At 65.8% G+C, this 21811-nt stretch carries 17 protein-coding genes and 2 pseudogenes; 7 read left to right on the forward strand and 12 right to left on the reverse strand.

Annotated features, from left to right (window positions below):
• Positions 1 to 213 precede the first annotated feature (213 nt).
• The 5 genes and pseudogenes from ACO2RJ_RS00005 to ACO2RJ_RS00025 form a co-directional block, all read right to left on the reverse strand.
• Positions 214 to 549: pseudogene (locus ACO2RJ_RS00005) on the reverse strand (ATP-binding protein); the annotation flags it as partial.
• Positions 549 to 2046 (reverse strand): annotated as a pseudogene (gene istA / locus ACO2RJ_RS00010) (IS21 family transposase). The pseudogenes ACO2RJ_RS00005 and istA, both read right to left, overlap by 1 nt.
• Positions 2047 to 2388: 342 nt before the next feature.
• Positions 2389 to 4368, reverse strand: coding sequence for a Fe(3+)-hydroxamate ABC transporter permease FhuB (gene fhuB / locus ACO2RJ_RS00015; protein ID WP_423265960.1), 1980 nt, complete (start codon positions 4366 to 4368; stop codon positions 2389 to 2391).
• Complete coding sequence (locus ACO2RJ_RS00020; protein ID WP_423265961.1) at positions 4361 to 5314, reverse strand: ABC transporter substrate-binding protein; 954 nt, start codon at positions 5312 to 5314, stop codon at positions 4361 to 4363. The genes fhuB and ACO2RJ_RS00020 overlap by 8 nt, the downstream gene beginning before the upstream one ends.
• The gene (locus ACO2RJ_RS00025) at positions 5242 to 7332 is read right to left on the reverse strand and encodes a TonB-dependent siderophore receptor (RefSeq protein ID WP_423265962.1); all 2091 of its coding nucleotides are present in this window, start codon (positions 7330 to 7332) and stop codon (positions 5242 to 5244) included. The genes ACO2RJ_RS00020 and ACO2RJ_RS00025 overlap by 73 nt, the downstream gene beginning before the upstream one ends.
• A 271-nt stretch (positions 7333 to 7603) precedes the next feature.
• Here ACO2RJ_RS00025 and ACO2RJ_RS00030 point away from each other — a divergent pair, with 271 nt between their 5' ends.
• On the forward strand, positions 7604 to 8362 hold the full coding sequence (locus tag ACO2RJ_RS00030) for a helix-turn-helix domain-containing protein (RefSeq protein ID WP_423265963.1): 759 nt from the start codon (positions 7604 to 7606) through the stop codon (positions 8360 to 8362).
• A gap of 709 nt (positions 8363 to 9071) precedes the next feature.
• Here ACO2RJ_RS00030 and ACO2RJ_RS00035 read toward each other — a convergent pair.
• The 7 genes from ACO2RJ_RS00035 to ACO2RJ_RS00065 form a co-directional block, all read right to left on the reverse strand.
• Positions 9072 to 10169, reverse strand: a complete 1098-nt coding sequence (locus ACO2RJ_RS00035) for an alpha/beta hydrolase (RefSeq protein WP_423265964.1) — start codon at positions 10167 to 10169, stop codon at positions 9072 to 9074.
• Positions 10166 to 10606 carry a hypothetical protein gene (locus tag ACO2RJ_RS00040; RefSeq protein ID WP_423265965.1) on the reverse strand — a complete coding sequence of 147 codons (441 nt, stop codon included), beginning with the start codon at positions 10604 to 10606 and terminating at the stop codon, positions 10166 to 10168. Before ACO2RJ_RS00040 ends, ACO2RJ_RS00035 begins: the two co-directional genes overlap by 4 nt.
• Positions 10607 to 10865: 259 nt before the next feature.
• On the reverse strand, positions 10866 to 12437 hold the full coding sequence (locus ACO2RJ_RS00045) for a PAS domain-containing sensor histidine kinase (protein WP_423265966.1): 1572 nt from the start codon (positions 12435 to 12437) through the stop codon (positions 10866 to 10868).
• On the reverse strand, positions 12434 to 12817 hold the full coding sequence (locus tag ACO2RJ_RS00050; RefSeq protein WP_423265967.1) for a response regulator transcription factor: 384 nt from the start codon (positions 12815 to 12817) through the stop codon (positions 12434 to 12436). Before ACO2RJ_RS00050 ends, ACO2RJ_RS00045 begins: the two co-directional genes overlap by 4 nt.
• Positions 12818 to 12900: 83 nt before the next feature.
• Entirely contained in the window at positions 12901 to 13572 is a 672-nt protein-coding gene (locus ACO2RJ_RS00055) for a response regulator transcription factor (RefSeq protein ID WP_423268876.1), read from the reverse strand.
• A 130-nt stretch (positions 13573 to 13702) separates the two neighbouring features.
• A complete protein-coding gene (locus tag ACO2RJ_RS00060; RefSeq protein WP_423265968.1) occupies positions 13703 to 14455 on the reverse strand; it encodes an SDR family NAD(P)-dependent oxidoreductase in 753 nt (250 codons plus the stop codon).
• 54 nt (positions 14456 to 14509) lie between these two features.
• Positions 14510 to 15928, reverse strand: a complete 1419-nt coding sequence (locus ACO2RJ_RS00065; protein ID WP_423265969.1) for a PLP-dependent aminotransferase family protein — start codon at positions 15926 to 15928, stop codon at positions 14510 to 14512.
• A gap of 143 nt (positions 15929 to 16071) precedes the next feature.
• Between ACO2RJ_RS00065 and ACO2RJ_RS00070 the strand changes: the two genes are divergently transcribed.
• The 6 genes from ACO2RJ_RS00070 (at position 16072) to ACO2RJ_RS00095 (ending at position 21798) form a co-directional block, all read left to right on the forward strand.
• Positions 16072 to 16653 carry an RrF2 family transcriptional regulator gene (locus ACO2RJ_RS00070; protein WP_423265970.1) on the forward strand — a complete coding sequence of 194 codons (582 nt, stop codon included), beginning with the start codon at positions 16072 to 16074 and terminating at the stop codon, positions 16651 to 16653.
• A gap of 126 nt (positions 16654 to 16779) precedes the next feature.
• Positions 16780 to 17541 carry an SDR family oxidoreductase gene (locus tag ACO2RJ_RS00075; RefSeq protein ID WP_423265971.1) on the forward strand — a complete coding sequence of 254 codons (762 nt, stop codon included), beginning with the start codon at positions 16780 to 16782 and terminating at the stop codon, positions 17539 to 17541.
• Between the two features lie 88 nt (positions 17542 to 17629).
• Positions 17630 to 18076: a hypothetical protein gene (locus tag ACO2RJ_RS00080; protein WP_423265972.1), complete on the forward strand. Its 447-nt coding sequence runs from the start codon at positions 17630 to 17632 to the stop codon at positions 18074 to 18076.
• A gap of 245 nt (positions 18077 to 18321) precedes the next feature.
• On the forward strand, positions 18322 to 19143 hold the full coding sequence (locus ACO2RJ_RS00085; protein ID WP_423265973.1) for an alpha/beta fold hydrolase: 822 nt from the start codon (positions 18322 to 18324) through the stop codon (positions 19141 to 19143).
• A 265-nt stretch (positions 19144 to 19408) separates the two neighbouring features.
• On the forward strand, positions 19409 to 20326 hold the full coding sequence (locus ACO2RJ_RS00090) for an MBL fold metallo-hydrolase (RefSeq protein ID WP_423265974.1): 918 nt from the start codon (positions 19409 to 19411) through the stop codon (positions 20324 to 20326).
• A gap of 272 nt (positions 20327 to 20598) precedes the next feature.
• Positions 20599 to 21798: an HlyD family secretion protein gene (locus ACO2RJ_RS00095; RefSeq protein WP_423265975.1), complete on the forward strand. Its 1200-nt coding sequence runs from the start codon at positions 20599 to 20601 to the stop codon at positions 21796 to 21798.
• Positions 21799 to 21811: the final 13 nt, after the last annotated feature.

Here is a 21811-nt window from a genome sequence, read left to right on the forward strand (position 1 = left end):
CGATCTGGCGCTTGAACGCGATGCTGTGGGATCGATGGCGTGTCATGGGCTCTCATCCTCTGAAAGCCCGGCCTACGGTCAATTCCAAAAGCTCAATCCGTCCACCTCGAAGGGCCCACTCCATATCGGCGTCCAATGTTGACCCCCTGAAGCTTGGTGAGCGGTGTCGATCCCGCCGGCGCGGAGCTGGTTGGGGTTGCGCAGCGTCGGCGGGGTCTTGCCGGTCCCGGTGCCGCCGACCAGCACGACGTTGCGCTGGTGAGCCAGGAACTCGCCGCTGGCGAGGGCGCGGATCAGCGTGTCGTTGATCGGCGTGCCGTCGAAGGCGAAGTCCTCGACGTCGCGGGCGAGCGGCAGCTTGGCGATGGTGATCTGGTACTTGATCGGGCGCGCCTGCTTCTCGCTGATCTCGGCGGTGAGCAGATCGCCGACGATGCGTCGAGGTTCGTGCTGGCGCTTCACCGCGGTCGCGATGATCTCGTCGAAGGCGGCCTTCATGCCGTAGAGCTTGAGCTCGCCCATGGTGGTCAGTATCGCGGAGCGCTCCATCACACGGCTCTCCTGAGGGCGTCGTATCGGGCGCAGTCGGCGGTCGGCTCGACGGCGAGCCGCAACGCTTCGGGCGTCATGATCGTGATCGGCGGCGCGGGGTCCCGACGCCGGGCGAGGTTGTTCAGGACGACGTCGGCCGAGCAGACGCCTTCACGCAGCGTCTCGGCGCAGGCGGCCTCGACCGCGGACAGGCCGTCGCTCAGCACCGCGGCCAGGATCGCGACCATCTGACGGTCGCCGTCCTCGACGCTCGCGAGCTTGCGTCGGACCTTCTCGAGCCCGGCCGGCAGAACCCAGTCCTTGAACGGCGCTCCGTTCCTGAGCGCGCCGGGCTTGCGCGCCAGCACAGGCACGTAGTGCCAGGGATCGAACACCGTCTGGCCGCGGCCAAAGCAGCGCGGGTGGTCGCCGACGATCCGGCCGTCCTGGCGCAGTTCGATCCGGTCGGCGTAGGCGCGGATCTCTACGGGACGGCCGATCGCGCTCGCGGCGACGGAGTACTTGTTGTTGTCGAACCGGACCAGGCAGGTCTTGGACACCGACGCCGGGACGGCATGGAAGCCGTCGAACCGCCCGGCATAGGGAACGAAGCTCGGGCGCTCCGCCTCGAACGCCTCCCACACGGTCCGATCCGCGAGCTCAGGATGACGATGCGCCTTGGCGTAGGCGATCACCTGGTCGAGCAGCCAGGCGTTTAGCTCGTCATAGCTCTTCGCCCGGACGCGCGGCGTAAAGAACCGATCGCGCACCAGCCCGACCTGGTTCTCGACCTGACCCTTCTCCCAGCCTGACGCCGGCGTACAGGCCACAGGGTCGATCAGGTAATGGCTGCACATCTGCAGGAAGCGTCGATTGTAGGCGCGAGCGCGGCCGACGAGGATCGTCTCCACCGCGGTCTTCATGTTGTCGTAGATCCCGCGCGTGCAGGTTCCCTTGAAGAAGGCGAACGCCCGGTCGTGGGCGTCAAACACCATCTCTTGGCTCTCACGGGGATAAGCCCGCACGAACAGCATCCGTGAATGACAGAGCCGGACGTGCGCGACTTTCACGGTTGTGGTCACGCCGTTGATCAGGACGATCTCGTGGCTCCAGTCGAACTGGTAGGCCGCCCGGATCGAAGCTCAGCGGCACGAACGCCGCCGACGATGACGACCGCTCACGCTGCCGACCGCGCGCGTAACGCCGGACCGCGTCGTAGCCGCCCTCGTAGCCCAGCGCCCGCAACGCCTCGAAGATCCGGATCAGCGTCAGTCGCTCGCGCGCCGCCCGTCCCTCGTTCTCCATCAGCAGCCGGTCGACGAGGTCCTCTCGCCAGGGCCCGAGCTTCGGGAGCGGTTGCACCTCGCGCTCGTACTCGAACGCCGTCGCCCCAGACCGCAGCACCTTCCGCACCGTGTTCCGCGACACGTGCAGCTCGCGCACGATCTCCTTGATCGTCTTGCCGCGCACAAAATGCTCGCGGCGGATCCGCGCGATCGTGTCCACGCCCTTCATCCCCCGGCCGCCCGTCCTCGACAAAGACAGGCAGCATGCGCAACGCGCGCCTCAGGGGGTCAAAATTGGACGCCGATCCCCCGACTTACGGGGTCAAAATTCCACGCCGGATCACACGCCGAGGCGCAGGGAGCTCATAAGCGACGAGCGCCCTCAGCGGGCAGATGAATCTTCAAAGCATGCTCCGGGTGGGGCCGCGGCGCGCGGACCAGACCCTCATATGACGACCGCAACGGGTGAAATTGCGAAGCCAACCGAGTGCCGCTCGGCCCCGCCAATACCGGATGCGGATTAGCTAGCCGAAAACGGACCTGCGCCTCGATCCGAGGGTCTCCCTGGGTTTCAGCGCCTCGTCATCGCGAGGCCGATGAAATACAGCCCACCCAGAAGCGTCCCGACGACGCCAAGCGGGAGCTGGTTCGGATAGAAGGCGACGCGCGCGATCCAGTCTCCGGACGCGAGCACGAGCGAACCGACCAGCGCGGAACCGAAAAGATGCGTCATCGCCCTGCGGCATCCGAGGCTGCGCGCGACATGGGGGGCGATCAGCCCCACAAAGGTCAGTGGTCCGACGAACACTGAGGCTGCCGCGGCGGAGACCGCGGTCGCAACCATGAGGATCGATCGGCTCGCCGCCGGATCAACCCCCAGGGCCTGCGCCGAGGGCATTCCTAGCGGAAGGATGTCGAGCCAGCGGGCTACCAGTGGGACGCAGGCAACAGCCGCGGCGCCGGCCGCCAGCGCTGTTAAGGCGTCGCCCGACGTTGCGAAATAGGTCGAACCAGACATCCAGCGCGCAACCGCGAAGACCCGGGGGTCGCCTGTCGCGAGCCAGGTCGTCATGACTGCTGCGAGCAGCGTGTTGATGGCGACGCCGGCGAGAATGACAAGCTCCGGCGAGAAGGCCGATCGACGCGCGATGACGGCGACGATCACGAAGGCGACGAGTGCGCCAAGGCCGGCGGAGCCAGCCCAGGCCAGCGCGTCGGGAGACGCGATCACGACCGTCATCGCCATCACACCAAAGGCCGATCCGGCGCTTACGCCGAGAAGCTCCGGGGACGCCATCGGGTTAGCGGTCAGGCGTTGGATGATCACGCCGGATAATCCGAGCAGCGCGCCAGCTCCGGCCGCGACGCCAAGACGAGCTGCGCGCCACGGCAGGTACGGATTAATCTCCATGAGGCTGACGAGGCGCCACCCGTCCGGATGAGGACCGAGCGAGAGCGACAGCCACGCCACGGCAGCGAGCGCCGCGGCTCCCAGTCCAAGAACAAGACCCGGTCGGCCGAGAGCCAGCTGGCGCCCATCTTGAGTGGAAGGGATGCCCGCAGGTCGAAGGCGTCTCGCCATGACGAGAAGCAAGGGCGCTCCCAGCACAGCCGTGACGCCACCGGTCGGAATGTCCTCGCCGGCGAACGCCGATATCTGCTGCACGACCTCGTCGGCGCAGAAAAGGAGCGCGGCGCCGAGGAGCGCAGACCAGCAGAGGCGCGTTGGATATCGCCGCGCCCCGGCCAGCCCTGCGAGCATCGGCGCGGCTAGGCCAATGAAGCCTACGACGCCGACGGCGCTGACGGTCAAGGCCGCTATCGCAGTTGCGGTCATTACCGCGGCGATTTGGAGCGCGCGAGGCGAGAGGCCGAGCGATCGCGCGGCGCTCTCGCCAAGAGAAAGCAGGCCGAGCGGCCGAGCAAGGATCGCCGCGACGGGGATGAGAATCGCAAGCCGCGGCCCAAGAAACGTGACCGCCGTCCAATCGTTCTGAGCGAGCGATCCGCTTCCCCAGACGAACAGCGACAGCATCCCGGTCTGGTAGAACAACGCGACGGCGGCCGCGGCGGCCCCGCATCCCATCGAGATCACGAGACCCGAAAGCACGAGCGAGAGCGGCGAATATCGCTGGGGCCTCGCGGCCACGAACACGAGCGCGGCCGCGAGGCCAGCTCCGCACAGGCTGACGATCTCGCGAGCTGAAACCGCAAGCTCCGGCGCCCAGACCCCGACGAGCGCAAGCGCGAGAAACGCGCCCGAGGACACGCCGAGCGTCGCAGGCTCGGCCAGCGGATTGGCGAGAGCCTGCTGGAGAAGCGCCCCCGCGACCGCAAGCGCCGCGCCGCAGATCAGCGCGATCAGCGCGCGCGGAAAGAGGCTTTCATGGACGAGGAGCTCGGCGTAGGTCGCCCCCGGCGCGAACAGCGCCGCTTCCCATTGGTCAGTTGGGAGCAGCCCGTTAAGCCGCCACGCGAAAGAGAGCGCTCCGACGCCGAGAAGCAGAACGAAAAGCGCGGCCGGACCCGGCCGCCTTGACGTCTCAGTCACGGCGCGCCGCCTTCAGCGCGTCGGGAAGCAGGCCCAGGAGCCGATCGGCGGAGGCGAGACCGCCCGAGCCGAGGATCGGCGGCAACACGGCGATACGGCCGTCGCGAACAAAGTCGAAGGCAGACCAAAGCCGACTTCGGCTGACGCGAGCGGCCAGGCCCGGCGCGCCGTTGTCGATCAGCAGCGCGGTGCATCCGCTGAAGGCGTCCAGCGTCTCGATGCCGACAATCTTAAACTCTTGGCCAGATTTCCCGGGCGCGCTCCTGAGTCCTACGGCCTCGAGCGTCGCCACGAGCAGGCTAGCCGGTTGAAAGACGGTGAGATGGCGGTCGTCGATCGGGCTTGCGAGCAGGACGGGCCCGGGATCGCCGACGGCCAGGACGGCTTCCGCCGCCCCTTCCACGGCGGTCGCGAACCGCGAGATGACCGGTTCGGCATCCACCTCCAGAAGCGCCGCCACCTCACGCGCGCCTTGCCGCGCTTGATCGAGCGCGTTCCGCCCAGGTTTCGCGAGGTCGACGACTTCCGTGCGGGCGATCCGTCCCAGCGAACTTTGGGCCACGCGAAGTCCGGACGTAATGAGGATCAGATCGGGTTTGAGGTCGAAAATCACCTCCATGTTCGGCGTGAACAGGAGACCAGCGTCGATCGTGCCCGCGGGCAAGGCGGGATCGACCATCTGGCGGCGATACCAGTCCGGAGCTGGAACGGAGATCGGCGGGCGCCCGAGGTTGGTCGCGGTCGCGGCCAGTCCCCAGTCGAGAGCCACGACGCGACCCGGGGACGACGCGCGCGCCGGTCGCTCCGCCAAAGCGATCGCCGCGGCGCCCGCTGCGAGGACGGCGCGGCGCGAAACTAGCAACCCGCAAGACCTCACCAGCGGTATTTCAGCGTCGCCATCGCCGTGCGGCCGGGTCCGTACACGCAGTTGAGCAGGTTGGTGCACTCGGACACGTACCGCTTGTCGAACAGGTTCCAGACGTTGACGTCGAGGCTGACCCCGTTGAGCTGACGCCAGCGGCGGCCGAAATCATATTTCAGCGCGGCGTCGACGAGCGTGTTGCTCTTTGTAAAGAAGGTGTTGGCCACATCGCCAGCGGTCTTGCCGACATAGCGCACGCCGCCACCGAAGCCGAGGCCGTCCATCGCGCCGGCGCTCAGCGTGTAGAACGCCCAGACCGAGGCCATGTCCTGCGGGACATTGACCGGGCGCCCGCCCTTTTCCAGCGGGTTGAGGCTCTTGGTCACCTCGACATCGGCATGGGTGTAGGAGGCGAGCAGGTCGAGCCCGTCGAACAGCCGGGCCTTCGCTTCGGCCTCGAAGCCCCGCGAGCGGATCTCGCCAACTTGCGTGCGAAGCGCAGGCGTCGCTGGATCGGACGTCACGACGTTCTGCTGCGTCAGGTGGAACGCCGCGAGCGTCAGCGAGGCGTTGATCCCGACGGGCTCGAATTTCACGCCAGCCTCGTACTGCTCGCCCGTGGTCGGCTTGAACGCCGCGCCGGAGGCGCTCACGCCTGGTGCTGGCTGAAACGACTTGGCGTAGCTGACATAGGGCGCAAGACCGCTGTCGAAGACATAGGCGAAGCCGGCGCGCCACGTGAAGGCCTGTTCGTCGCCCTTGGTGGTCGTGTTCGCGAGCCGGTCCCGCGTGTCGATGTCCACCCAATCCTGCCGGCCGCTCAGGGTCAGGGCGAAACGATCGAACTTCATTTGGTCTTGGGCGTAGAGGCCGACCTGGTTCGTCTTCTGCATCGTGCTGGACACGATTGGCGGACGCGGACTTCCCGGGCCGTAGATCGGGTTGAACACGTCGATTGGGCTGGCGAGGGCCTGGCCGAGCTTGTCGCCCTCAGCCAGCCGCTGATAGTCGAGCCCCGCGAGGAATGTGTGGCGCATCGGCCCAGTGTCGAACTTCGCCTGAACCTGATTGTCGATCGTCAACGCGTCGATGTCGACCTTGTCGTAAAGCGCGTAGCGGAGGATCGAGGTCGGGCTGAGCCTTAGCAGCGGCAGGACCTGCTCGGTTTCGCCCTCGACATGCATGTAGCGGAAATTTTGCCGGACAGTCCAAACGTCGTCGAAGCGATGCTCGAAGGCGTATGAAATCGACTGCTGGTCACGGCTGTAGGAGTTGTAGTCCGGATCGCCCAGATAGCGGCTGCGCGGAATCTTGCCGTTGGGGTCGGAGAACAGCGTCCCGGCTGCCGGCAGCACGCTGTAGAGACCGACATGGGGATCGTGCTGGACGTTCGCCATCACGGTCAGCGACGTGTAGTCGTTTGGCCGCCACGTTACCGCGGGCGCAAAGAAAAAGCGCTCCTGTTTGGTGAAGTCGACCTGCGAATCCGCGGTCCGGGCGAGGCCGGTGAAGCGGTAGAGCAGCGTCTTGTCCTCGTTCACCGGACCGCCGAAGTCGAAGGCGCCTTGCCAACGATCGACGATGCCGACACTCCCTTGGATTTCGCCGAAGGCGTAATCGGTCGGCCGCTTGGTCACGGCGTTGACGAGGCCACCTGGCGAGGACTGGCCGTAGAGCACCGAGGCCGGCCCTCGGAACACCTCATACTGCTGCACTCCGTAGGCTTCGATCTGCGGGGCGGTGTAGTTCGCCCCTCCGAGCAGCCGCGTTCCGTCGAGATAGCGGTCGAGGATAAAGCCGCGCGAATACATGATGTCGAAGCCGTCGAACCCTGCACGGGTGTTCGAGGCGACGCCCGCCGTGTAGCCCAACGCCTGCTTCACGCTCTGCGCGCCCTGCTGGTCTAATTGCGTTCGGGTGATGACGGAAATGGACTGCGGGGTTTCGAGCAGCGGAGTATCGGTCTTGGTTGCGGCGCTGCCCTGGCGCGCCACGTAGCCCACGTCGACGCCGGCGCCCCGGCCTTCAACGTTAATCGGCTCGAGCTGGATGGGTTGGTCACTGGCCGGTCCGTCGGCCTGCTGGGCCGCGGCGGACCCCATGGAATATGTCGCGGCGCCGATGGCGGCGGCGACGAGCGCCGCCTTTCTCATACCAGCCGGCCGCCCAAAGTCCCCCGAACGCAATGACATTTCGGACCATCCGCTCCATCAAAGGAGGCCCGATCAAATGGCCCCCGCCATTTTGATCCAGCCGTTTAGATTTCTTCTAAACTATTGAATTCTTGATGTAATTTTACTGTCCGGCCCGTATGGTGTTGGGCCATTGTGATATGCGAACGGGCCAAACTTCATGGCGAGCACACGACGTCCCGTGGGCGACATCGAGCAGATGGACGAGCGGTTCGAAAGTCCCGGGCCGATCTACATGCTTCGGCACCCGATCCTGGCCGCTGGCCGCACCGGCTGGCACCGGCACCGGCGCAGTCAGCTTCTCTACGCCACCAAAGGCTTGATGGTGGTGACCACAGAGCGCGAGGTCTGGATGGTGCCAACCGGCCACGCGCTGCTCATCGCCTCGAACATGCCGCATGACGCGGCTTGCCAGGGACCACTTGGTCTGTGCACGGCCTTCGTCGATCCATCGACGCCTGAGGCCCTGGTCTTTCCGGCGAAGGGATGCCGGTTGGTCCGGGTCTCGTCGCTTCTCGACTCGGCGCTGCGCGCTTTGGCGGAGGAGCGGGGAGCGTTCGAACAAGACGGCCGCACGGGGCTGCTGACGCGCGTCATTGTGCATGAGGTGGAGCGTGCCGAGGACGCGGCGTTCGCGCTGCCAATGCCTTCCGATCCACGCCTGAGGAAGATCTGTGATGCGCTGGTTGACAATCCGGCGTTGGAATATGGGCTGGATGATTGGGCGGCCGAGGGCGGGCTTAGCCGAAGGACGCTCACGCGCCGCTTCCGGGAAGAGACCTCATTGAGCTTCGCCGAATGGCGTCGACGCCTTCGAGTGGCGCGCGCCCTTATCAAGCAGGCGGAAGGCGTCCCTTTGAACACGGCTGCGGCCACGCTGGGATACAGCAGCGCCCAAAACCTGCGGGTCATGATGGAACGGACCGCTCAGCGCATATGAAAAACGTTCGGGCGCCCCGTCGCCCCGATGCGCCTCCGCTTCGATTAGGCATCGTCGCAGGCAGCGGCTGATGCTTGAAGCGGGCAAACGCCAAGAAGCAGTGTTTCCGACTGGCTGCTACGGGTCAGCGACGGACATTTCGAATATTCCTCGCCGCTGCCAGAAAGGACTTCACTTGCCTTCCGAACGGAGCGTCAGTGTCGACGTCGCAAGGGAGGTATGGGCGTGTCGTCGAAGAAGCTCGGGAAGGTCTGTCTGAGGGCAATGATGCACCGCGTGGTTGAGAGCGGCGAGCGGGCGCGCGGTGCGCAGGAGCTGTTGAAGCTCGGACGCTTCGATGAGGCGATGGACATCGACACGAAATCGAGCCGCTGCTTTACGAGGCGAACCATCTCATGCAGAGCGCTAGCCTCCTCCGGCATGCCGATAGGGAATCCAAGTAGAGCAGGAAGGCTGAGTCAGCCTAGCGACCGATGGCGCTAGCCTATCCGCATCTTCTCCTGCCCCACGATTGCGGGGTCGCGCCAGAAGAAGCCATTGGGCTGGTGGCAAAAAGCAGCCATTCGATAGACGCAGCTTGGCGGCCCAAGACGGGGATTTGCTGCCGACTGACCCTGCCTCCTTCAAGGCGACGGAAAAATCGAGCCTTGGACTTCGACGGACCGAACGACCAGGATGCACAAGGGCGTGCAAGCTCGCACAAGTTCTTTCACCTTTCTGCGAGCTCAAGCGGCACGAACGTCGAGCGCAAGGTCTTGAACACGAACACCCCAGGCTTGGCGTAATGCAGGCTGGCCGAATCCTCGAGTTGCGCATGAAACCGCCGGTAGTGCGCCGCCATCGCGGTGAACCGTCCATGCCTAAACCCGTCGGATGCTTTGACTTCCGAGATGTCGATGATGCGGACGTGGTAGCGCTTGGCGGCCGCCTGGACCTGCGGGTCTCGCACGTCGTCGGAGCCGACGCGGCGGTGGCCCGAAATGATGCGCGACAGGTTGAGCGCGCCGTCGTCGCCCGCGACAAGCACGGTCAGCGGGCGCGGAAATGGGCCGATGATCTCGAGGCGACGGACCATCTCGTCGACCCCGATGTCGGGAGCGGCAAGCACTACATCTGAGAGGCTGCCGAAGACCGCCCGCCCTCGCTCCTGGCTGAGTTTCGCTAGCGCTTCGATCGTGAGCCATCCTCCCATGCTGTGCGCCAGCAGCAGCGGACGAGCGCGAGGCCTCGCGGCCAGAATGTCGATGGTCTTGGCAAGACCATCGACAGACGCCGCGGCCGCCGCCCTGTCCGCGCCGTAGCTCAGGGGGTCCCCCTTGGACGGCCATGCGAACAACACCGAGATCCGCCCGTCTCTGACGTCGGCGGCCAGCTGCGCGTTGCGATAGAGGGACTCTTCGAAGCTGTTGTTAAAGCCGTGGACGAAAAGCCGAACAGGCTTGCCACGACCTACCTCCGCACGGAATTCGTTCTCCGAGAGGCGCCGCGCCTCGAGAGTGACAAAGTCGGTCGATGGATCCGGCGGCCCCTTCGGCCATTCGATCACGTCCGGGCGATGGCACGGCGGGATCGAGATCGCATAGCGCGCATAGCTCAGCTTTTGCGATTGCTCGGTGGTGAACGATGCATCCTTCCCGGCCGCGGGCGCTCTCAGCGTCGCGACGAAGACCGTGACCACCTTGCCGACGCCGAGCGCGTGTGGATGAGGCCTCACCGTCTCGGGTCCTGGGCGCGAGGCGCAGGCGGCGAGCGCTACGGCTGCCGCTGCGACCAAGACGAAGCGCGCCTTAGCGTGAAACCGGTTCATCGCCGGGCGAGCTTCAGTTCGGCGCGACACGCGACGCTGAAGGCATAGAGCGGATCGAGCTCCCCCTCTCGCGCGATGTCGGCGAACTGGCGCAGTTCCTTGTTCGGCGCAAAATAGGTCGCGCCGATTACCCTCATCACCTTCTCGGCCTCTTCGAGCGTGCGCTCATCGCCAAAAAGCCGGATCTTGCTGACGATCGCGTAGAGCTCGACCATCTTGGCGGGGTCTTCGAGGTCATGTTCGAACGCATCGCCAAAGAGCTTGGACGCTTCGCGGATGAATTCGCCGTAGAGTGCTTCGCGGCGGGCGCGATCCTGCACGAGCTGGGCGGCGCGGATTTGCGAATGGTGCGTGATCCAGGTGGTCGCGAAGGAGGCAAGCCCGCCGATCGCGGAGCCCGCTAGGGCCGAGATCGCCGAGATGTAGCCTGCATCCATAGTCGGTCTGCGTGTTGGAGACAGGGCCGGAGCGAATGCGCCCCCCAGGGTGGCGCTCTAATTGTCTTTGCAGGTAGACGCTGAGGATCTCGGGATTTGGGTCCGGCTGTTTTCTTCAGCAGGCGGCGACGCCTTGGTCCGCCCCGCCTGCGTCGCCGGATCCCTAGCGGCAATATCGTATGACGCGGCGAAGATTAGGCGACGGGGCCGAAAGCCGTCAGAACCAAGACCTGCGAAAGCGACTGGCCCAAATCGGCTTTCAGCCGATCGCCCCTGCCACGGGCAGCACGACGGTGATGATCGCCCCGCCGTTGGGGTCGTTGGCGGCTTCGATGCGGCCGCCATGGGCCGCGATGATCGATTGGCAGATCGTCAGTCCGATGCCCATCCCCGTCTCCTTAGTGGTGAAGAAGCTGGAGAAGATATCCGCCAGACTTTCCTCCGCGATGCCAGGGCCGGTGTCCCTGATTGAAAGGACGACGCCCATGGGGTCGCGAACGGTGCGTAGGATGATCTGGTTGTCGCCGCTTCCGGCGTTGCCGATCGACTGGATGCCGTTCAGCACCAGATTGACGACCACTTGCTGAAGCTGCACCCGATCGCCGACGAGCGCCGGAAGGTCGGGCGCCAGATCCAGCCGCAGCGTCAGCGCCTTTTTCTCGGTTTCGTGCCTGACAAAGAGAAGGGCCTCTTCCACCAGCTCGTTCAAATCCAAGAGCTCGCGCGCCGAGCCGCGCTTCCGCGTCATGTCCTGGATACGCTGGATGATTTCGTTGGCCCGCGTCGCGCTCGCGACGATCCGGCCGGTGAGATGCTTCAGCTTAGGCAGGTTCGGCTCGTCGCGCGCGAGCCAGCGCAGGCCCGTCTCGCCATTCGTGATGATCGCCGCGAGCGGCTGCCTGACTTCGTGCGCGATCGAGGTCGCAAGTTCGCCGAGCGTGGAGATGCGGGCGGCGTGCGCGAAGTCGGCCTGCAGCTGGCGGAGTTGGGCCTCGGTCCGCAGCCGGTCGGTGATGTCCAGCATGCAGAGGAACGTGGTCTCGAGGCCCTCGGAAGGCGTCGGGTACGTCACCAGCAGAAGGACATCGAGAAGCCGGCCGTCGAGGGAGCGAATCTTCATCTCTTCGATGTAGTTTCGCTGGCCCCTGAAGTGCGCGCTCATCACCCGATTTGCCGTGGCGGGAGAAGCTTCGAACAGGAAACGCACCGGGCGGATCAACGCCTCGGGCGCCTCGCAGCCAAACAGGGCGACCGCTTGCCTGTTCGCGCCTGTGATCAGAACGACGTCCTTTCCAAACTCCACAAGCTCGGGATGAGCGTCGAGATGGGCCGCGACGTCCGTGACGCCGTCGGCCTCTATCTTCTGGAGCGTCTCGCCCATGATCCGGGCGTCGACATACAGAAGGGCGATGGGCAGGTGGTGGATCAGCCGCCGAAGGCGATCTTCGCTGGCCTGCAACTCGGCGAGAGGATGGCTGTCGAGCACGGCGTACTCGATGATCTCGAGCAGCGTCCCGGCGGCGTCTCTGCGCGCCACCGCCCTCACCATCGCTGCGATCTCGCGCCCGTCCGGCGATCGTCGGACTACCCGCCCGCGCCATTCGCCGTGAGCAAGAAATTGAACGTGCGGTTGACCCTTGGGCGCGATCGCGATGCCATCGATCTTGCGGCCGACAATCTCGGAGGCCGGCCAGCCGAACAAGGTCTCGGCAGCCCGGTTCCAATATGAGACCGTGCCGTCCGGGGCGCATACGAGGATGCTTTCCGAGGCGAACTCAGCAAGCGCGTCGTCCGGTCCGAGGGCGCGCGCGCGATGCGGCCGCTCGGTCATGTCGACGCCCGGCCTTGCCCCAAGGCCGCCGTCAGCCAGCGATGCAACTCCTCGTCATTGACCGGTTTCGTCAGAAAGGCCAGCGCTCCAAGGTGAAGGGCGCGGGCTCTCGTCGCCGGGTCTGAGAACGAGGTGATAACGATGACCGGCAGATCGGGATCGAGGACGCGCAGTCTGGCCTGCAGCTCGAAACCGCTGGGGCCGATCAGCTTGACGTCGGTAATCACGCAGGCGAACGCTCCCGGCGCGAATGCCCCAAAAAAGTCGTCGCACCCCTCGAACGTCCGGCACTGCAGATCGATGACCTCCATCAGATCAGCGAGAGCTTCGCGGACGGCCATGTCGTCGTCGACGATCGCAACAGTTGGCGTCTCAGACACACGCGTATTCCAGCACGACCCACCAGCCTCGTTCGGGTCTATGTCTCGGACGGAACGTGCGAGCCAGATAGCTATCCCGTGGTCTAGATTGCTACGCGATCACGCACGGGCGCCGGCAGCGACTCCCAGGCGCGGACGAGATCGGCGATGGTCCTTGCTCCAATCTTCTTCATCATGCTGCCGCGGTGAAGCTTGACCGTGACCTCGCTGATGCCGAGTTCGAACGCGATCTGCTTGTTCAGCATGCCCGCGGCGGCCGCGCGCAAGACCTGTTGTTCGCGTCGTGTCAGCGCGTCGAACTGTTCGGTGGCCCTCGCCGCCACGGCGGCGCTGGCCCGGCGCGCCCGATCGACGTCGATCGCCGCCGCGACGGCGTCGAGCAAGGCCTGGTCCCGGACGGGCTTGATCAGGAAATCCACCGCCCCCGCCTTCATGGCCTGAACGGTCATCGGCACGTCGCCATAGCCGGTGAGGAAGATGATGGGCTTGCCATCGCCCTTCCCGGCGAGCCGGCTCTGCAGCTCGAGGCCGCTCAGGCCGGGCATGCGAACATCGAGAATGAAGCAGCCGGGACGGTCCGGCAGCGGCGCGCGGAGCAGCTCCTGCGTAGAGCCGAAGCGCACCGCGTCGAGATCGACGGATCGGAGCAGCTCGTAAAGCGCGTCGCAGATGTCGGGGTCGTCATCGACCACGATGATGAGTGGTCGGTCGGAGGCCGCCGCGTCCTCGAAACTCGAGCCGGTCGGCGTGCGGATGGCTTCCGGCTGCGTCAACGCCGCCTCCACGGCCTCTGGTAAGGGCGCGCCAATCTATAACAGAGACGACAACGTCCGGGTTAGAAATCTGACGGGATTGGCGTCGTGTGAGGCGCTTCGGCAAGATCGGTCACGCAATCGCCAGTCCGCCGTCCACGGCGATGACCTGCCCCGTCACCCACGCAGCTTCCGGCTCGACAAGCCTCACGATCCAGCGGGCGACATCGTCCGGGTCGCCACGCCGTTTGAGCGGGATTTGCTCGCGTTCCTCACGCTTGATCGCGTCGGCCTGATCCTGCGACAGGCCCATCATCCCTGTCAGCGCCCCGGACTCGGTCGGACCGGCGGCGACGGCGTTCACCCGAACCCCCAAAGGCGCGAGCTCCAGCGCCCAGCAACGGGTCAGGTGGTCCAGCGCCGCCTTGCTGGCGGCGTAGTGAGAAAGCTCGGCGGCGGCCTTCTGGCCGAACGTGCTGGAGACGTTGACGATCGCTCCCTGCACGCTCGCCAGATGAGGGATCGCGGCTGCGGCGAGCAGGCTCGGGCCAACCAAATTCACGGCGAAGATCGCTTCGATCCGGTCCGCGGTGGCGTCCCCGAGAGGCAAGATCGCGCCCGCGCCGGCGTTGTTCACCAGCGCGTCCAGCCGGCCCCATCGGTCCATCGCCTCCGCGATGATCCGGCGGGCTGCGTCGGGCGCAGCCACATCGGCGACCAGGCCGACGATGTTCGGGTGTTCAGAGGCCGCCGCCTCGAGAGGACCGCTTCGGCGCGCGGTCACAAGCACCTTCGCGCCCTGTCGGGCGCAGCGCAGAGCGGCGGCCCGGCCGATGCCCGAGCTCCCGCCGGTGACGATGACGACCTTGTCGTTCAGTTCAGACATATCTTGCTCTTTTCGAGACGAGCTGACGGGAAGTGCGCGTGTTGCGTCCGACCGTCAGAGGCCGGCTCGGATGGCTGTCCGCAAGGCGTCGCAGGCCTTCGCGGTCACGCCGCTGCGCAGGTTGGTGACGTTGAGGAGCAGCCCCCGCGACGCGGCCTTCGGGTCGCCGTACCAGACCGACAGCGGCGTCGGGGCCACCCCGAGATCGAGCGCATGGCGCGCGATCGCGACGTCGTCCGCGCCATCGGGAAGGTCGACGATCAGGGCGACGCCGGACTTGCGGAGAGCGAAGGCGTCGGAGCCCAGGCAGGCGAGCAGAACCTCGCGGCGTTCGCCATACAGGCGCTTCATCTGCCGCAGGTGACGGAAGTAGCAGCCGTCGCCCATGAACTCGGCGAGCGCCATCTGGGTGGCGGCGTCCGGGGCCGGCTGGAGGCAGGCGGTGACCTCGCCGAAGCGCTCCGCCAGAGCGAGCGGCGCGACCAGAAAGCCGAGGCCGAGGGACGGGCTGAGCGTCTTCCCGAAGCTGCCGATGTGGATGACCCGGCCTTGGGCGTCCTCCGCGGCCAAAGCCGGGGCCGCTCGGCCCGAGAGCTGGAGGTCGCTCAGATAGTCGTCCTCGATGATCCACGACCCGTTAGCGTGCGCCCAGTCCAGCAGCGCGCGGCGTCGCTCGGACGAGAGCATGACGCCGGTCGGCGCCTGCTGTCCGGGGGTCACAACCGCAAGCGCCGCATCGGGGCAGAGCTCGATCGCGCGGTTCACGTCGATTCCTTCGCTATCCACGGGCGCCCGAATGACAACCATGCCGTCAAGCTCGAGTCCTTTCCGTGTGACCGGGTAGCCTGGCTCCTCCATCCAGACTGACTGACCTCTGAGGCCGAGGGTGCGGATCGCGAGCGCGAGCCCATTCCGATAGCCGCTCGTCACGATGATCTGGTCGGGCAGGCAGCGGATGCCGCGGGTGAGGGCCAGATAACCGGCGATCTTGGCGCGCAGCCTAAGGGCTCCCCTCGGATCGGGTTGACCGACTGATAGGGCATGGTCGCGCACGATGCGGGTGCGAAGCCGAGACCATTGCTTTGCCGGAAACGCGTCCTGCGCTGGAACGCCCATCTGGAACGGTAGCGGACGCAGGTCGTAGCCGTGGGTCCAGCCTTCCAGAGGTCGCCGAATGACGATAGCCGGCGGTTGGGGCGGCCTGGCTAACGCCTCCGCCACCCGGGTTCCCGCAGCGCCGGCGGACACCACGAGCGCCTCGTCTGCGAGTTTATCATACGCAGATTTGACCGTGCCCCTGGCGACGCCGAGTTGGCTGGCAAGATCGAGCCAGCTCGGCAGCCGATCGCCCGGCTGCAGCCGCCCATCGACGATCGCGGATCTCAGCGCGCCGCGGATCTGCTCCACCAGCGGCCCCGCATTGGTGCGCTGCAGAGAAATGTCGATCGGCTGGCGCTGTGGGGACAGGAGCATGTTGACACCCGTTGGTTCAGCCATCCCTAATTCGGACGCCTGTGGGCGCTTTATGTCTGAAGGCTCTCCGCCACGTCGAGAATGGACGTTCCTATACCTAGATGTAGGTTGATCTAGCCGGCCGGGTAAAACGAGAAGAATGGATGGCGCAAGGGCACAGCTTGGGGTCGAAGACAGGTCTATACGGGGCCTCGGTAGAATACGCGCTGCACAGCCTTCTCTGGCTGATCGAGCCCCGCGAGCCGCCTCTCAGCAGCCGCAACCTGGCGGAGTTCCAGGGCATCTCTGCGAGCCTCCTCGCCAAGGTCATGCCGAAGCTTGAGAAGGCCGGGCTCGTAGCGTCGTCCGGCGGGATCAACGGCGGCTACCGACTGGCGCGCGGCGCAGACGAGATCACGGTGCTGGACGTCGTCACGGCGATCGACCGCGACAAGCGGCTCTTCGACTGCAAGGAGATCCGCGCTGGTTGCGTTCTGTTCAACGGCCATCTGCCGGAATGGTCCGCCGGACGGACCTGCACCATCCACGCGGTCATGCTGCGGGCCGAGAACAGCATGCGCAAGGAACTTGCCCGCACGACGCTTCTCGATCTCGTCAACGCCGTCGGCTTCCCAAAGCCGTTCGGCGAGGATGCGGCCCGATGGTTCGGAGAGCGGACGGCGGCGCGGGAGGCGTCGCGTGTGGCGGCCGTGAAGACAGGCCGGCGGCGCCCGGCGAAGACCTGATCTTCGGCTTGGTACAGCGGGTTTCGAAGATCTCGGTTCTCGCGCCCCTAGACCACGACAGCTAGACCGAACCTGCCAAAGGTGCTGAGCGCCACTGTAACGGCAGATTCAACTAGAGGTCAGGTCATGAAGATTGTCGTCATCGGCGGAACGGGCCTCATTGGATCGAAGGTGGCGGCGAAACTCCGCGCCCGAGGCCATGAGGCGGTCGCCGCCGCTCCGAACACCGGCGTCAACACCGTCACGGGCGAAGGGCTCGCGGAGGCGCTGTCGGGCGCGGCGGTCGTGGTCGACGTGGCGAACTCGCCGACCTTCGAGGAAGGGGCCGCGATGGCGTTCTTCCAGGCGGCGGGCAAGAACCTCATCGAGGCGGAAGTCGCCGCGGGCGTCCAGCACCATGTGGCGCTCTCGGTCGTCGGCTCCGAGCGCCTGACCGCGATGGGCTACTTCAAGGCCAAGCTCGCCCAGGAAGACATCGTCAGGAGCTCACCAGTCCCCTACACGCTGGTCCGCGCGACGCAGTTCTTCGAATTCGTGCGCGCGATCGCCCAGTCCGCGACCGAGGGTGATCTGGTCCGTCTGCCGCATGCGCCGATCCAGCCGATGGCGGCGGAGGACGTGGCCTCAGCCGTGGCCGAAGCGGCGCTCGCCGGGCCCACGAACGGCATGGCGGAAATCGCCGGGCCCGAGGCCTTCTTCCTCGACGAGCTGGTCGCACGGGTCCTGAAGCACGACAGAGATCCCCGCAGGGTCGTGGCGGATCCGGCCGCGCGCTATTTCGGCATCGAGCTGACGGAGCAGTCTCTAATCCCGGGTCCAAGGCCCCGGCTCGGCTCCACTCGCCTGGACTGGTGGCTCGCCAACGCGCCGCCGCCTCCGCAGCGCTAACCGCAACCGTCGCACCTCTTCGTCCCCGGCCTAGGCGCGTCTCTTCGCGCCCAGCGGCGACGCGCGCCCTCAATCGAAGGAAACGGACATGCTCGGCAGACTGGCCATAGGGACGGCTCTGACGCTCGGCGTCGCGGCGGAGGCCAACGGGGTCTTCATGCTCGTCGCGCCCACGGACTGGTATTTCGCCGTGCCGGGCGTGACCACCACGGGCGCGTTCAACCAGCATTTCATCCGCGACATCGGCCTGATCTTCCTGTTCATCGGAACAGCGTTCCTGCTCGGGGTCGCGCGGCCGAAGCTGCGCGTCGCGCTGTGGGCGGCGGCCACGCTTTGGCTGTGGTGCCACGCGCTGTTCCATTTCTGGGAGGTTGCGGCCGGTATCTGCGAGCCCTTCGTGCTGGCCCGCGATTTCCCCGCCGTGACGCTTCCAGCCCTTCTTGGGACGGCCATCACCTGCTGGGCCTCCTGGGCTAGGCGGGCCGCAAGAGCGCCAGAACCAGAAACTCGTAGGCACGTCCGCCTCTGGGCGTGATGCCCCAGGCGCGGCCTAGCCGAGCCACGAGCGCCACGCCTCTCCGCCATCGGAAACCCATCCCCGCGCCTTCTTGGAGCAACGACGTGACACGCCAGGACGTCCCCCAAAGCCAACCCAGCCGACGCGCTGTCTTGCTCACCGGCGGCGCTGTCGCTGCAGGGCTCGCGCTGACGATCGACGTGACAGCCAACATCTCAAGTCACCCGAAAAACCCCTCTGAAGCCATGAATGGAGCGCATAGCATGAGCACGGTCAGAACCAAGGACGGCGTCGACATCTTCTACAAGGATTGGGGCGCCGGGCGACCGATCGTCTTCCACCACGGCTGGCCGCTCAGCGCTGACGACTGGGACGCCCAGATGTTGTTCTTTCTCAACAAGGGTTTTCGGGTCATCGCGCATGATCGCCGAGGACACGGTCGCTCGACCCAGACCGCCTCCCGCAACGACATGGATGGCTACGCGGCCGACGTCGCGGCGCTGGTCGAGGCGCTCGACCTGCGCGACGCGATCCACGTCGGCCACTCGACCGGCGGCGGCGAGCTGACGCGCTACGTGGCGAAGTACGGCAAGGGACGGGTCGCCAAGGCCGTGCTGATCGGCGCAGTGCCGCCGATCATGGTGAAGACGCTTAAGAACCCCGGCGGTCTGCCGATCGAGGTGTTCGACGGCTTCCGCGCCCAGCTCGCGGCCAACCGCTCCGCCTTCTATCGGCAGGTGCCGATCCCATTCTACGGCTTCAATCGCGACGGCGCCTCGGTCGACGAGGCGCTCCGCGCCAACTGGTGGCGTCAGGGCATGATGGGCGGCGCGAAAGCGCAATACGACTCCATCAAGGCCTTTTCGGAGACCGACTTCACCGAAGACCTGAAGGCGATCGAGGTCCCCGTCCTCGTCATGCACGGCGACGACGACCAGATCGTGCCTATCGCGGATTCGGCGTTGCTTTCGGCCAAGCTGCTGAAGAACAGCTCCCTGAAGGTCTACAAAGGATTTCCGCACGGCATGTGCACGACGCACGCGGAAACAATCAACGCTGACCTGCTGGCCTTCATCGAGAGCTGACGACGCTCCGAGCCCCGGCACGAGCTTCCGTCCTTGACTTCAATCCGCAGCGTTCCGATCGGCGCCGGCCGACGGACATCCGCGCCCGCTCGAGCGGCCACGCGTCGGCATGGCCCGCCCGCGCTTCCGACACGAGCGGGCGCTGACGAAACCAGTCCACCTGCACAACAGTACAGATCCGAAAGATACATCCGCAGGACGACGAATATTGCTTCGGTGGCCAGTTTACAAATTTGAACAGCGCCGAGTTCAGAAGGAGACAGGCATGAACATCCAGAACGCCTCGCGCCCCGCTCGGCCGAGTCCCAGCGAATTGGTCCCGTCGCGTTACGCGGTGCGGGTCGGCGAAATCGAAGTGCTTATCATCAGCGATGGGGTCCTGCCGCTCCCCACCAAGATGCTTGGTCACAACGCCGACCCGGCCGTCCGCGCGGCCTGGCTGGACGACATGTTTCTGCCGCGGGACGCGTTCGACTGGTCGCTGAACGTGGTCCTGGTGAGGAGCGGCGCCCAGACGATCCTCATCGACGCTGGTCTCGGGTTGGACCCGAACCTAAACCTGCCGCGGGCCGGGCAGTTGATCAAACGGCTGGAAGCCGCCGGCATCGACCTCGCCTCCGTGACCGACGTGGTGCTGACCCACATGCACATGGACCATGTGGGGGGGCTGCTCGTCGACGGGGTCAGGGACCAACTGCGCAAGGACCTGCGGATCCACGTCGCCGCCGCAGAAGCCAAGTTTTGGGAGTCGCCCGATTTCACCCACACCGCCATGCCGGATGGGTTCCCGGACGCGCTTCGATCGACAGCGACGCGGTTTGCGAAGGAGTACCACCGCCATCTGCGTCTGTTCGAGGACGAGCACGACGTCGCGCCGGGGGTAGTCGTCCAGCGCACCGGCGGCCATACCCCTGGGCATAGCGTGGTTCGTGTGGCGTCCGGCGACGACCGCCTGACATTCGCCGGCGACGCCGTATTCACGGTCGGTTTCGAACACCCGGACTGGTTCAACGGCTTCGAGCACGACCCCGATGAGGCTGCCCGCGTCCGGCTTCGCCTTTTGCGTGAACTGGCTGCGACGGGAGAACAGCTGGTGGCGACACATCTGCCGTTCCCGTCCGTCGGCCGGGTGGCGATCGATGGCGACGCCTTCCGGTGGGTTCCGGCTTTCTGGGACTATTGAAGATAGGGCCGGTAAGGGGGCGCGTGCTCAAGCAGATCGAGTTCGCGCCCTAAGCCGACGCATGACTAACGACGGCGCGAGGTGCGCCCGGAAAAGCTCGACTAGCGTCCCCCCAAAACGCACGCTCTCGAAAATAAGCCCCAACCCTTTTTAACCACAGGCGCGGCTTGCGCCGCCAACCTCCGCCATCCGCCGGAGGCGGCAAAGCAATCGCGCGACCTGCGTAGTCTCCCATTCAGGTGCAGACGCGTTCGAGGCCAAGAGAGACGGGGATGACGACGAACCAAGCTAAGTTCATGGCCAAACGCGCGGAAGATGTCTCCGAGGCCGTGAGCGATCCGCACGGCAAAGTCGGGCGGACCCTGACGCAGGAGGTGCAAGTCGAGGAGCAGACGCCCGTCCAAAAGAAGGGCGGCGGACTGGTCAGGAACCTTCTGATGGCGAGCGCGGCGATCGCAGCGCTCGGCATCGGCTCCTATGGCTACAGGTACTGGACGGTTGGACGCTTTCAGATCTCTACCGACAACGCTTACGTCCAGGCCGACAACGTCACCATCGCCCCGAAGATCGCCGGCTACCTCGCTCAGGTGCTCGTTCGCGATAACCAGTCGGTCAATGCCGGCCAGGCGCTCGCCAAGATCGACGACCGCGACTACCAGACCGCTCTCGATCAGGCCCGCGCCAATGTGGCGGTCTCCGAAGCGGTCATCGCCAGCAGGAAGGCCGCGATCGAGACGCAAAGGTCGATGGTCGACTCCGCTAGGGCGACGCTGGTGCTCGACCAGGCGAACTTTACCTTTGCCGAGCAGGAAAACAGACGCTACGGCGCGCTAGCGAAGTCCGGTTACGGCTCGGTCCAAAACGCCCAGAACGCGGCGTCTCGGACGTCGATCGCGAGAGCCGCCGTACAGCGCGACGACGCTGCGCTGGCGTCATCCGTCAAGCAGGTCGACCAGCTCAAGGCCGACCTCGCGCAAGCTGAAGCGAAGCTTCTTCACGACCGGGCGGTCGAGCACCAGGCGGAGCTCAACTTGAGCTACGCAACGATCGTCGCGCCCTCCGACGGCGTGGTCGGCAATCGGACGCTGCGTGTCGGCCAATACGTCCAGGCCGGCACGCAGCTGATGTCGGTCGTGCCTCTGAAAGCCGCCTACATCGTCGCGAATTACAAGGAGACGCAGCTGACCGACGTGAAGGCGGGCCAGTCCGTCGAGATCGAGGTCGACATGTTCCCTGGCCGGATCTTTCACGGCCATGTCGACAGCCTGGCGCCGTCGAGCGGCCAGACCTTCTCGCTGCTGCCTCCCGACAACGCCACCGGCAATTTCACGAAGGTCGTCCAACGCATCCCCGTGCGGATCGCGCTCGTCGGCGACGTCGAAGCGGCCGAGTTACGTCCCGGCATGTCGGTTGTGCCCAGCATAGACACGCTCACAGCACCGGCGCCGGCGCCGACCGTCGCAGCCCGATGAGCAAGAGCCGATC

The sequence above is a fragment of the Hansschlegelia sp. KR7-227 genome (assembly GCF_049446035.1).
GTDB lineage: Bacteria > Pseudomonadota > Alphaproteobacteria > Rhizobiales > Methylopilaceae > Methylopila.

Bases quoted from the DNA above. Each gene is read 5' to 3' on its own strand.
- ACO2RJ_RS00025 (WP_423265962.1), bottom strand. From the start codon at position 7,332: ATGGGGTCCGCCGCGGCCCAGCAGGCCGACGGACCGGCCAGTGACCAA.
- ACO2RJ_RS00035 (WP_423265964.1), bottom strand. From the start codon at position 10,169: ATGAACCGGTTTCACGCTAAGGCGCGCTTCGTCTTGGTCGCAGCGGCA.
- ACO2RJ_RS00040 (WP_423265965.1), bottom strand. From the start codon at position 10,606: ATGGATGCAGGCTACATCTCGGCGATCTCGGCCCTAGCGGGCTCCGCG.
- ACO2RJ_RS00045 (WP_423265966.1), bottom strand. From the start codon at position 12,437: ATGACCGAGCGGCCGCATCGCGCGCGCGCCCTCGGACCGGACGACGCG.
- ACO2RJ_RS00060 (WP_423265968.1), bottom strand. From the start codon at position 14,455: ATGTCTGAACTGAACGACAAGGTCGTCATCGTCACCGGCGGGAGCTCG.
- ACO2RJ_RS00065 (WP_423265969.1), bottom strand. From the start codon at position 15,928: ATGCTCCTGTCCCCACAGCGCCAGCCGATCGACATTTCTCTGCAGCGC.
- ACO2RJ_RS00070 (WP_423265970.1), top strand. From the start codon at position 16,072: ATGGCGCAAGGGCACAGCTTGGGGTCGAAGACAGGTCTATACGGGGCC.
- ACO2RJ_RS00075 (WP_423265971.1), top strand. From the start codon at position 16,780: ATGAAGATTGTCGTCATCGGCGGAACGGGCCTCATTGGATCGAAGGTG.
- ACO2RJ_RS00080 (WP_423265972.1), top strand. From the start codon at position 17,630: ATGCTCGGCAGACTGGCCATAGGGACGGCTCTGACGCTCGGCGTCGCG.
- ACO2RJ_RS00085 (WP_423265973.1), top strand. From the start codon at position 18,322: ATGAGCACGGTCAGAACCAAGGACGGCGTCGACATCTTCTACAAGGAT.
- ACO2RJ_RS00090 (WP_423265974.1), top strand. From the start codon at position 19,409: ATGAACATCCAGAACGCCTCGCGCCCCGCTCGGCCGAGTCCCAGCGAA.
- ACO2RJ_RS00095 (WP_423265975.1), top strand. From the start codon at position 20,599: ATGACGACGAACCAAGCTAAGTTCATGGCCAAACGCGCGGAAGATGTC.